The 275-nt window shown below is 33.1% G+C and carries 1 pseudogene; it reads left to right on the top strand.

The window, feature by feature from the left end:
• Nucleotides 1-29 precede the first annotated feature (29 nt).
• Nucleotides 30-275, top strand: a pseudogene (locus EZH24_RS13775) (Rpn family recombination-promoting nuclease/putative transposase); the annotation flags it as partial.

The following is a 275-nucleotide window of genomic DNA, read 5'->3' as shown; positions in this document are numbered from 1 at the left end:
TATTTTTAAAATCAAACAAGGAGGAAGATATGTCTCAATTATTAAAAGAGGACACGATTTTTGAAAAGGCAATAAATAAGTATAATTATTTTACCGACAATGAAGACTTGCTTAACGAATACGATAGACGAGAAGCTTATTTGGTTTATCAAGCAAGTTTAATGCGAGGCTCGAGAGAAGAAGGCAGAGAAGAAGGAAGGCTTGAAGGCATAAAAGAAGGAATAAAGGAACGCAATTATTCAATAGCTAAAAGTTTAAAATCTTCTGGGCTTGAT

It is taken from the genome of Brachyspira catarrhinii (genome assembly GCF_005518285.1).
GTDB classification, from domain to species: domain Bacteria; phylum Spirochaetota; class Brachyspiria; order Brachyspirales; family Brachyspiraceae; genus Brachyspira; species Brachyspira catarrhinii.
This window is presented reverse-complemented; position numbering and strand designations above follow the sequence as displayed.